Consider the following 10,340-nt stretch of genomic DNA (forward strand, 5'->3'; position numbering starts at 1 on the left):
CTGTCCGAGCCGGCCGCCCGCCGGCGCAGACGAGCGACACCCATGACGACAGGCAATCCCCGCCTCCGGGCGGCGGGCCTCGCGGCCATGCTGCTGGCGGCCGGCCCGGCCGCGGCGCAGGACAATTCGGTCTGGGATCCCGGCACCCTGCCGGAGACCAAGGGAACGGTGAAGCAGTACACGCTCACCCCCCGCGGCGACGTCGACGGCCTGATCCTCACCGACGGCACCGAGGTGAAGCTGCCGCCGCGGCTCTCCGGCGCCGTGGTGTTCACGGTGAAGCCGGGCGACGCGGTCTCGGTGCGCGGCATGCGCGCCCGGGCCCTGCCCCTCGTCGACGGCGCCTCGATCCGCAACGAGGCGACCGGCGCCACCCTCACCACCCTCGGGCCGCCGGAGCCCGCCGCCGACGAGACGGTGCTGAGCGGGCGCATCGCCGCCCTGCTGCACGGCCGCCGGGGCGAGGTGAACGGAGCCCTCCTCGACGACGGCACCACCCTGCGGCTGCCCCCGCACGAGGCCGCGCGCCTGAGCGCGACCCTGCGGGCCGGCCAGAGCGTCAGCCTCCGCGGCAGCGTGGCGAAGAGCCCGCTCGGCACGGTGGTGGAGGTGCGGGCGCTCGGGACCGGCCCGGACACCCTGGTCGAGGTCGGCGGGCCGCCGCCCCGTCCGCGTGGTCCGCGTGCCGAGGCCGGTCCTCCGGGCGGCCCCGACGCACCGCCCCCGCCGCCGCCCGGCCCCGGTGCGGCTCCTCCGCCGCCCCCACCCGGCGCGGCCCCGCCGCCGCCGCCCCGTCGGTTCTAAGCCGCGATCGACCAAGATGGCCTGCGCGGCGGGAACGCGCCGCGCAGGTGATTAATCCCGATGGCATCGCAACTTTTCGCGATCCCGCCGGTTCTCGGCTCCGGATCGGTCGGTCCTTCCTCAAGGAGACATCACGGTGAGCACGGCAACCTCCGTTCCTGCCTCTGCGTCCACGTCACCCGACCGACAGCCGTCGACCCGGGCCCTCCGCGGGCTCGACGCGCTCAACTTCACCCTGGCGGACGTGCGCGACGGCCTCGGGCCCTATCTGGCGATCTACCTCATCGCCGTGCGCGGGCCGGACCAGGGCTGGAACGAGGCGACCACCGGCATGGTGATGACCATCGCCGGCATCGCCGGACTGATCGCCCAGACGCCGGCCGGCGCCCTCATCGATCGCTCGCGCCACAAGCGCATGATCGTGATCGCCGCGGCGCTCGCCGTGACCCTGAGCTGCCTGGCCCTGCCCTTCATCTCGAACTTCTACGCGGTCGCCGCCACCCAGTCGCTCGCCGGCATCGCCGGGGCGATCTTCCCGCCGGCGCTCGCCGCCATCACCCTCGGGGTGGTGGGCCCGAAGCTGTTTTCCAAGCGCATCGGCCGCAACGAGGGCTTCAACCATGCCGGCAACGCCGTCTCGGCGGCGCTGGCGGGGGGCTTGGCCTACCTGTTCGGGCCGATCGTGGTGTTCTGGCTGATGGGCGTGCTCGCCGCGCTCTCGATCGGCGCGATGCTGATGGTGCCCGATGACGCCATCGACAACGACCTCGCCCGCGGCCTCGACTGCGCCGAGGACAAGGCGTGCGAGGAGCAGCCCTCCGGCCTCACCGTGCTGCTCCAGAACAAGTACCTGATGCTGTTCGCGCTGCTCGCCGCGATCTTCCACCTGTCCAACGCCGCGATGCTGACCTCGGTCGGCCAGCTCCTCACCCACCTGTCGGGCAAGGACAACGCCACCTCGCTCATCGCGATCTGCATCGTGGCGGCGCAGTGCGTGATGGTGCCGGTGGCGATGTTCGTCGGCCACAAGGCCGATGCGATCGGCCGCAAGCCCATCTTCCTCGCCGCCTTCGGCGTGCTGGCCCTGCGCGGCGTGCTCTACACCTTCTCGAACAACCCGTTCTACCTCGTGGCGGTGCAGCTCCTCGACGGCATCGGCGCCGGCGTCTACGGCGCGCTGTTCCCGATCGTGGTCGCGGACCTGACCCGCGGCACCGGCCGGTTCAACGTCAGCCAGGGCGCGGTCGCGACGGCGCAGGGGCTCGGCGCCTCGCTGAGCGCAACCCTCGCCGGCCTCATCATCGTCTCGGCCGGCTACTCGGCGGCCTTCCTGACGCTGGCCGGCATCGCCGGCCTGGGTTTCGCCCTCTACCTGATGGTGATGCCCGAGACCCGCGGCTTCGAGCCGGCGCAGGCCGACACGCCCTCCGACCCGTCCGGTCGGCCCGTCCTCGCGGGAGTTTGAGGCCAGCCGTGACCCTTCCCCTCGCCTTCGCGCATATCGGCGACCTGCACCTGACCATTGGTGAGGCCGACAACGCCCGCGACTTCGCGGCGATCGTCGCCCAGTTGAACGAGACCGACGGGCTCGACTTCGTCTTCGTGCCCGGGGACAACGCCGATAACGGCACCCCAGAGCAATACGCCCTGGTGCGGGCCGGCCTGGATCGTCTCCGCCTGCCGGTCCACGTCATCACCGGCGACCACGACATGGAGGGCGGCAGCCTCGACGCCTTCTATGCCGGATTGAACGCGCCGCGCCTGCCCCACGCCGTCGATGTCCGGGGCGTGCGCTGCCTGTTCCTCGACATGTGCGGGCCGGGCTCGGGCGGGCCGGATTTCCGCCTCGGGCCCGATCAGGTCGACTGGCTGGCGGCGGAACTCGAGGCCGCGAAAGGACGGGACTGCGCCCTGTTCCTGCACAGCTACCCCGCCGACCTGAAGGGCGAGGGCGAGGCCGCCCGCGTCGCCGACCTCGTCCATCGCGGACCGGTGCGCCTCGTCGAGATGGGCCACACCCACTACAACGAACTCGCCAATGACGGCCGCACGGTCTACGCGGCGACCCGCTCCACCGGCCAGATCGAGGAGGGCCCAGTCGGCTACGCGGTCGCGGCCATCGACGGCGGGGTGGTGAGCTGGCGCTTCAAGGAACTGGCCCGGCCCTGGCCCTTCGTGCTGATCACCGCGCCGGCGGACCGGCGCCTCGCCCATGATGCCGGCCATGCGATCGACGGAAGATTCACCTTGCGCGCCCTGGTGCTCGGGCCGGCGGAGCGGGTCGAGTTCCGTATCGATGACGGGTCCTGGCAGGCGATGGCGCGGGAGGACGGCGCGCGCTGTCACGCGGCGGAAGTGGCTTGGCCGGCGGGGGCGAAGACGATCGCCGTGCGGGCGACGGGCGCCGGGGCCGAGGATACCGACGCGATCGAGCCGGCGACGGATCCCGACGGGCTGCCGACCTCCCGCGGCATCGGCAGCGACGCCGATGCGCTCGGGGCCTGGGAGGCGCGGGGGTTGCTGGGGACGCAGCTCGGCCCGAACAGGAACGGGCGGCAATGGTGAAAGAAGGCCTCACCGGACCGGCCGATCTCAGACCGAACTCTCATCCTCCGCGTCATTCCGGGGACGCACAGCGGAGCCCGGAATCCAGAACCGCAGATGTAAAAGAATAAGTCGGCACGCGATCCGCTCTGTTCTCGACCCTCCGCGGTTCTGGATTCCGGGCTCCGCTGTCGCGGCCCCGGAATGACGCGGAGGGTTAAAAGCCCACCGACTTGATCGACCAGCTTTGCAATACCTCCATCCCGACCGTGACGACAGGACTTCTCTCCCCATGGCCGCGCTGACGCTCAGCCCCAATCTCGCGACCTGGGCGATCGCCGCCCTCGCCACCCTCGGCGTGATCGTGCGCCCGTTCTCCTGGCCGGAGGCGATCTGGGCGGTGACCGGCGCCCTCGCCCTGGTGCTGCTCGGCCTGCTCCCGGCCGGCACCGCCTGGGAGGGCGTGCTCAAGGGCACCGACGTCTACCTGTTCCTCGTCGGCATGATGCTGATGTCGGAAGTGGCCCGGAAGGAGGGCCTGTTCGACTGGCTCGCCGGCATCGCCGTGCGCACCGCCAAGGGCTCGGCGACGCGGCTCTTCACCCTGGTCTACCTCGTCGGCACGGTGGTCACGGTCTTCCTGTCGAACGATGCCTGCGCGGTGGTGCTGACGCCAGCGGTCTACGCCGCCACCCGGGCCGCCAAGGTCGAGAACCCGCTGCCCTACCTGTTCATCTGCGCCTTCATCGCCAACGCCGCCTCGTTCGTGCTGCCGATCTCGAACCCGGCGAACCTCGTGGTGTTCGCGGAAGCCATGCCGCCGCTGACCCGCTGGCTCGCCCTGTTCGGCCTGCCCTCGCTCCTGGCGATTGGGACGACCTACCTCGTCCTGCGGCTGACCCAGAACGGGACCCTCAAGCAGCAATCGGTCGCCACCGACGTCGAGGCGAAGGCGCTGTCCCGCACGGGCATCGTCGCGGGGCTGGGCATCGTGGCGACGGGCGCGGTGCTGATCGGCGCCTCGGCGCTCGGGCGCGACCTCGGCCTGCCGACCTTCGTCGCGGGGCTCGCCACCACCCTCATCGTGCTGGCGCTCCGCAAGGGGAGCGGCGCGGTCGAGGTCGTCAAGGACGTGTCCTGGAGCGTGCTGCCGCTGGTCGCCGGCCTGTTCGTGCTGGTCGAGGCGCTGGAGAAGACCGGCGTTCTGGCGATGATCGCCGACGCCCTGAAGCGGGCCGCGAGCGCCGCCCCCGGCGAGACCGCCTGGGGCGCCGGCGCGCTGATCGCCGTCGCCTGCAACCTCGTCAACAACCTGCCGGCCGGCCTGATCGCGGGCGCCGCGGTGCAGACCGCCCATGTCCCCGAGAAGGTCGCGGGCGCGGTGCTGATCGGCGTCGATCTCGGGCCGAACCTGTCGGTCACCGGCTCGCTCGCCACCATCCTGTGGCTCACCGCCATCCGCCGCGAGGGCCAGGACGTGAGCTTCTGGAGCTTCCTCAAGCTCGGCGCCCTGGTGATGCCGCCGGCCCTCGCGCTGGCGCTGGCCGGCCTCCTCCTCGTCTGACCCCGTCTCGTCCGACCTCTCGGCCCCGCACAGGAAGGCTCTCCCCTTGTCGATCGCCGCGCTCCTCTATCCCTTCATCCTGGTGGCCGGCGCGTTGCAGGCGCTCGGCAACGCGATGAACGCGCAGCTGCGCGGGCACATGGTCAATCCGTGGCTCGCCGCCACGGTGTCGTTCCTCCCGATCGTGTTCGTCTTCACCACCCTGTTCCTGGTGATGCCGACGCCGCTGCCGAGCCTCGAGACCCTGGAGAAGATGCCCTGGTACGCCCCCCTCGGGGGGCTGGCCGGCGCGGTCGCGGTGTTCGGCGGGCTCGCCTTCATCGACAAGGTCGGGGCCGGGCCGTTCAACGGCCTGACCTTGACCGCCAACATCATCACCTCGCTCGCCCTCGATGCCTTCGGGCTGTTCGGGCTCCAGGCCGCCGGCTTCAAGCCGCTGCCCTGGCTCGGCGGCCTCATGATGGCGGCCGGCGTGGTGTTCATCGCCAAGACCGCGGGCAAGAAGGACGAGGGCGAGAGCCACGGCATGAGCGGCAAGCTGCTCTACCCGTTCATCCTGGCGGCCGGCGCCCTGATGGCGATCGGCGTGGTGTGGAACTCGCAGCTGCGCGGGGCACTGGTGAACCCGTGGCTCGCCGCCACGGTGTCGTTCGTGCCGGTGGTCTTCGCCTTCGCGCTGATGTTCCTGCTGAGACCCACGCCTCTGCCGACCCGCAAGGATCTGGCGGGCGTGCGCTGGTGGATGCCGCTCGCCGGCATCACCGGGGCGGTCGCGGTGTTCGCCGGTCTCCTCTTCGTCGACAAGGTCGGGGCCGGGGCGCTGAACGGGCTCCTCATCACCGCCAACCTCCTGACCTCGGTGGCGCTCGACCATTTCGGCTGGCTCGGCATGCGCCAGGTCAAGGCCGGGCCGCCGCGGCTTCTCGGCGCCGCCCTGATGGTCGGCGGGATCGTGCTGATCTCGGTGTTCTGACCGGAACCGCGCCGATGCCCACCCTCCCGGACTGGGTCCTGCGGCGCGAGACCCTCGCGGCCCTGATCGTGGCGGCGCTCGCCGCGGGCATCGGGGTCGCGCTCTACCTCAGCCAGGCGACGACGCTCACCATCGCGGTCGCCCCGCGGGACGGGACCGAGCCGGCCCTGATCAAGGCCTATGCCGACGCTCTCGCTGCGGACCGTGCCAATATCCGGCTCAAGGTCCTGTCCTTCGACGACGTCCGCGAGAGCGCGGCGGCGCTTCAGGACGGCCGGGCCGACCTCGCGGTGGTGCGGCCCGACGTGCTCCTGCCGAAGAACGGCCTGACGCTCGCCATCCTGCGCGACCAGGCGATGCTGATCGTCTCGCCGGATGCCTCCGGCATCACGGGCTTCCCGAAGCTCGCGGGGAAACGCCTCGGCATCGCGGCCCACAAGAGCGCCGATTTCTGGCTGCTCAAGAACATCCTCGCCTATTACAACCTGCTGCTCGAGACCGAGACCGTCCCGGCGACCGTGCCTGTCCCGGGGAACGCGGTCCGCCTCGTCGCCATCGACGGGACGGAGGCGGCGGCGGCGATCCGCGACAAGCGCATCGATGCCTATGTCAGCATCATCGCGGCCTCCGCCCCGAAGGCGCGGGCGATGATCGAGGCGGTGCGGGGCATAAGCCGCAACGGCAAGCTCGACTTCGTCGACGTGCCGGACAGCGACGCGGTGATCGAGCGCTTTCCCCGCCTCCAGGCGGTCACCGTGCCGGCCGGCCTGTTCGGCGGCCGGCCCAAGCTGCCGGAGGAAGACGTGAAGACCGTCGGCGCCTCCTACCGGCTGATGGCCCGCGCCTCGATGAGCCGCGCCGTCGCGGCGGACGTGACCCAGCACCTGTTCGAGAGGCGCACCGCCGCCGCCGAGGAGACCGACGCGGCGGAATACGTCCAGGCGCCGTCCTACGAGACCACGGTGGCGGCGACGAGCGCCCGCATCCCGATCCATCCCGGCGCGATCGACTATTTCGAGCGCGAGCAGCACGGCTTCGTCGAGCGCTACGGCGACACGCTCTACCTGCTCGCGGCTTTGGGCGGCGGCCTCGCCTCGGCGGTCGCCTGGCTGCGCCAGCGCCTCGCGAGCCTGCGGCGCGAGCGGATCGACGAGGTGACCGACCGGCTCCTCGACATCACCGACCAAGCCCGCTCCCTGCGCGACCCGGACGCGATCGCCCGCCTCGCGGTCGAGATCGACAAGCTCGCCATCGAGGTCGTTCGCGACATCCGCCGGCGGGATCTGGATGCCCGGACGCTCGCCGCGGTGTCGATCGCCATCGAGACGGCGCGGGCGACAGTGGCGGATTGCCGGGGCGTGGCGGAGGAGAAGGAGGATGCGACGCCGTCAGCATCCTGAGTGCGGATGACCGCCGCAGGGCTGTTTGCGTCAGCGTTCGGCAAGATGATGAGGCGCGGGCCTCCCCTCTCCCCGCTCGCGGGGAGGCCCGCGCCTCATCCTGTTTCGGACAGTCCCCGTCGCCCTACTCCGCCGCCGCCAAGGCCGGCCGCTTGTCCGCCAGCCCGTCGAGTGCCGCCGGGCGCGGTCCCCCCGTCGCCCAGTCGAGGAGTTCGACCGTGTGGACGATCGGAATCTCCGTGCCTTTCCCGATCTGGGTGGCGCAGCCGATATTGCCGGTGGCGATCACGTCGGGCCGGACCCGCTCGATATTGGCGACCTTGCGGGTGCGCAGGTGCGCGGCCAGCTCCGGTTGCAGGATGTTGTAGGTGCCGGCCGAGCCGCAGCAGATATGGCCCTCCGGCACGTCCTTCACGGTGAAGCCGGCCCGCGCCAGCAGCGCCTTCGGCTCGGTGCGCAATCCTTGCCCGTGCTGCATCGAGCAGGCGGAATGGTAGGCGACGACGAGGTCGGTCTCGACCACCGGCTCCGACAGGCCGAGGCTCGTCACGTATTCGGTGACGTCGCGGGCGATCCCCGCCACCCGGGCGGCCTTCGCCGCATAGGCCGGGTCGTCGCGGAACATGAAGCCGTAATCCTTGATCGTGGTCCCGCAGCCCGAGGCCGTGACCACGATGGCATCCAGCCCCTCGCCGTCCATCTCGGCGATCCAGGCGTCGATCGTGCGCTTGGCGAGCGCGTGCGACGAGTCCTCGTGGCCCATATGGTGGGTGAGCGCGCCGCAGCAGCCCTCTCCCTTCGCCTGCACCACCTCCACGCCGTGGCGGTTCAGGAGCCGGATCGCCGCCTCGTTAAAATCCGGGCGCAGCACGCTCTGGGCGCAGCCGCGCAGGAGCGCCACCCGGCCCCGGCGCGGGCCGGCGGCCGGGAAGCGGCCGGGCCTGTCGTGGGCCGAGCGGGTCGGCAGCGCATCGGGGGCGAGGTCGAGCATCGCGGCGAGCCGGTTGCCGACCTTCGGCATCTTCGCGGCGATTCCCCGGAACGGCCGGCCGAGCGTGGCGCCGAGCAGCGCCAGGCGGAAGCGGTTCGGATAGGGGAGCACCCGGGCCAGTACCGCCCGGAGGAACCGGTCCTCCGCCGGGCGGGAATAGGTTCTTTCGATATGCGCGCGGGCATGGTCGACGAGGTGCATGTAATGCACGCCCGACGGGCAGGTGGTCATGCAGGACAGGCAGGACAGGCAGCGATCGACGTGCTTGACCACCTCGGGGCTCGCCGGTTTGCCCCCTTCCAGCATGTCCTTGATCAGGTAGATGCGCCCGCGCGGCGAATCGAGCTCGTCGCCGAGCAGCAGGTAGGTCGGGCAGGTGGCGGTGCAGAAGCCGCAATGCACGCAGGTGCGCAGGATCTTCTCCGAGGCCGCCATGGCCGGGTCGGCGAGCTGCGCGGGGGTGAAGCTGGTCTGCACGGCGGTTCCTCGGGACGATTTTTTGGAGGGCGTTTCTGCGGTGCCTCCGCATCCCGTTTCTAGACCATTTTCAAGGTGGCGGGAGCGGCTTTCGGGGCCGCCCCCCGCGCACGGTGCCGCACGAGGACCCGTCAGGCGCTCCCGATCGCGACGCCGGCGAGCAGCACCAGCACGCCGCCGAGCACCACCTGGAGGGCGGCGCGCCAGAACGGCGTCTCCATGTAGCGGGTGCGGATGGCCGAGATGGCGCAGAGTTCCACGATCACCACCAGGGCCGCCAGCACCGTCGCGATGGTAAACGCATTCGCCCAGGAATCCGGTACCAGGTAGGGCAGCGTATGGCCCAGGCCCCCCACCGTCGTCATCACCCCGCAGACGAGGCCGCGCAGCCAGGGCGAGCCCCGCCCGGTGATGCTGCCGTCATCCGACAGGGCCTCGGTGAAGCCCATGCTGATCCCGGCGCCGATCGAGGCGGCGAGGCCGACCAGAAAGGTCTGCCAGTTGTTGTGGGTGGCGAAGGCGGCGGCAAAGAGCGGCGCGAGCGTCGAGACCGAGCCGTCGATCAACCCGGCGAGGCCCGGCTGCACGTAGCGCAGCACGAACAGCCGGTGGGCGGCCCGGGCCTCCTCGGCGGCGGCGTCGCCGCTCTCCTGCTCGGCCGACAGCGCCTCGGCCCGGCGGCCGTGGCCGCGCTCGATCTCGGCCAGCCGAACGAAGAGCTGGCGTACCCCGAGGTCGCGGGTGAGCGTGGCCGCCTGCTCGTAGAAGCCGGCGGCCTGCGCCTCCATCGCCTCCGCCTCCCTGCGCATCCGCCCGGCATCGAGACCCTGCCACCAGAAGGCGCGGCGGCGGGGAAAGCCGCGCATGTCCTCCCGCCGCAGCGGCGGCAGGTGCTCGCCGAAGCGCTCGCGATAGGCCGCATAGAGGTCGTCGCGATGGCCCCTCTCCTCGTCGGCCATCGCCTCGAACAGGCCGGCGGAACCCGGCAGGTCGGCCCGCAGACTCTCGGCGAAGCTGCGGTAGATGCGGGAATCCTCCTCCTCGCTGGCGATGGCGAGCGCCAGCACCTCGCGCTCGGTGAGATCGGTCAGGGCTTTCATGGACGCGCTCCTGTTTGGAATGGCTCCAATCTATATAGATTGGAGCCATTCCAAACAAGTCGGTTTGCAACCAGGATGAGGCGCCCGCCACATCGCGCGGGAGGCGGTCGGCAACCCTTGACCATCGCCCCAGCCGTCTGCACCTTGCGGAGGTGACCGCGGGTAGCCCCAAGCCCGGATCGAGGGACATTCCCGATGGCCGACGCCTCTCTCGACATTGCCGAGCAGGTCGCACGGGTCATCCGCTCGAACGAAGAAACGCAGAAGTTCATTGCCGAGCAGCGCAAGCTGATGGCCGAGGCGGCGAAGCTGGAACGTGACCGGGTGCTTGCTCCCTGGCAGATCGTTGCCGCTACCGCCGCGGCAACAGCGGCGCTCATCGGCGGTACCGTTGCGGTGGCTAAGCTCTTCCTTCCTTGAGATGCACCGAATTCGGGAGAACATCGCCCGCTCCACTGGCGTCGACATGGAAAGACACGACCCTGTA

The 10,340-nt window shown here is 71.0% G+C and carries 9 protein-coding genes; 7 read left to right on the top strand and 2 right to left on the bottom strand.

Going from position 1 to position 10,340, the window contains the following annotated elements:
* The first annotated feature begins 42 nt into the window (after positions 1 to 42).
* The 6 genes from HBB12_RS27685 (at position 43) to HBB12_RS27710 (ending at position 7,285) form a co-directional block, all read left to right on the top strand.
* Positions 43 to 804, top strand: coding sequence for a hypothetical protein (locus HBB12_RS27685; protein ID WP_336886959.1), 762 nt, complete (start codon positions 43 to 45; stop codon positions 802 to 804).
* Between the two features lie 136 nt (positions 805 to 940).
* Complete coding sequence (locus HBB12_RS27690; protein WP_236992305.1) at positions 941 to 2,269, top strand: MFS transporter; 1,329 nt, start codon at positions 941 to 943, stop codon at positions 2,267 to 2,269.
* An 8-nt stretch (positions 2,270 to 2,277) separates the two neighbouring features.
* On the top strand, positions 2,278 to 3,369 hold the full coding sequence (locus HBB12_RS27695) for a metallophosphoesterase family protein (RefSeq protein ID WP_236992306.1): 1,092 nt from the start codon (positions 2,278 to 2,280) through the stop codon (positions 3,367 to 3,369).
* 271 nt (positions 3,370 to 3,640) lie between these two features.
* Entirely contained in the window at positions 3,641 to 4,912 is a 1,272-nt protein-coding gene (locus tag HBB12_RS27700; RefSeq protein ID WP_236992307.1) for an arsenic transporter, read from the top strand.
* Between the two features lie 46 nt (positions 4,913 to 4,958).
* Entirely contained in the window at positions 4,959 to 5,885 is a 927-nt protein-coding gene (locus HBB12_RS27705) for a DMT family transporter (protein ID WP_236992308.1), read from the top strand.
* A 14-nt stretch (positions 5,886 to 5,899) separates the two neighbouring features.
* The gene (locus tag HBB12_RS27710) at positions 5,900 to 7,285 is read left to right on the top strand and encodes a TAXI family TRAP transporter solute-binding subunit (RefSeq protein WP_236992309.1); all 1,386 of its coding nucleotides are present in this window, start codon (positions 5,900 to 5,902) and stop codon (positions 7,283 to 7,285) included.
* A gap of 124 nt (positions 7,286 to 7,409) precedes the next feature.
* On the opposite strand, the gene glcF is transcribed toward HBB12_RS27710, so the two are convergent.
* On the bottom strand, positions 7,410 to 8,753 hold the full coding sequence (glcF, locus tag HBB12_RS27715) for a glycolate oxidase subunit GlcF (protein ID WP_236992310.1): 1,344 nt from the start codon (positions 8,751 to 8,753) through the stop codon (positions 7,410 to 7,412).
* Positions 8,754 to 8,884: 131 nt separating this feature from the next.
* On the bottom strand, positions 8,885 to 9,853 hold the full coding sequence (mbfA, locus tag HBB12_RS27720; RefSeq protein ID WP_236992311.1) for an iron exporter MbfA: 969 nt from the start codon (positions 9,851 to 9,853) through the stop codon (positions 8,885 to 8,887).
* Positions 9,854 to 10,048: 195 nt separating this feature from the next.
* On the opposite strand from mbfA, the gene HBB12_RS27725 reads away from it, so the two are divergent.
* Entirely contained in the window at positions 10,049 to 10,273 is a 225-nt protein-coding gene (locus HBB12_RS27725) for a hypothetical protein (protein ID WP_236992312.1), read from the top strand.
* Positions 10,274 to 10,340 lie beyond the last annotated feature (67 nt).

Source organism: Methylobacterium sp. SyP6R (genome assembly GCF_019216885.1).
Taxonomy (GTDB): domain Bacteria; phylum Pseudomonadota; class Alphaproteobacteria; order Rhizobiales; family Beijerinckiaceae; genus Methylobacterium.

What these genes read in the sequence shown, in the direction of transcription:
- mbfA (WP_236992311.1), bottom strand. Translation starts at nt 9,853, where the DNA reads ATGAAAGCCCTGACCGATCTCACCGAGCGCGAGGTGCTGGCGCTCGCC.
- HBB12_RS27685 (WP_336886959.1), top strand. Translation starts at nt 43, where the DNA reads ATGACGACAGGCAATCCCCGCCTCCGGGCGGCGGGCCTCGCGGCCATG.
- HBB12_RS27710 (WP_236992309.1), top strand. Translation starts at nt 5,900, where the DNA reads ATGCCCACCCTCCCGGACTGGGTCCTGCGGCGCGAGACCCTCGCGGCC.
- HBB12_RS27700 (WP_236992307.1), top strand. Translation starts at nt 3,641, where the DNA reads ATGGCCGCGCTGACGCTCAGCCCCAATCTCGCGACCTGGGCGATCGCC.
- HBB12_RS27725 (WP_236992312.1), top strand. Translation starts at nt 10,049, where the DNA reads ATGGCCGACGCCTCTCTCGACATTGCCGAGCAGGTCGCACGGGTCATC.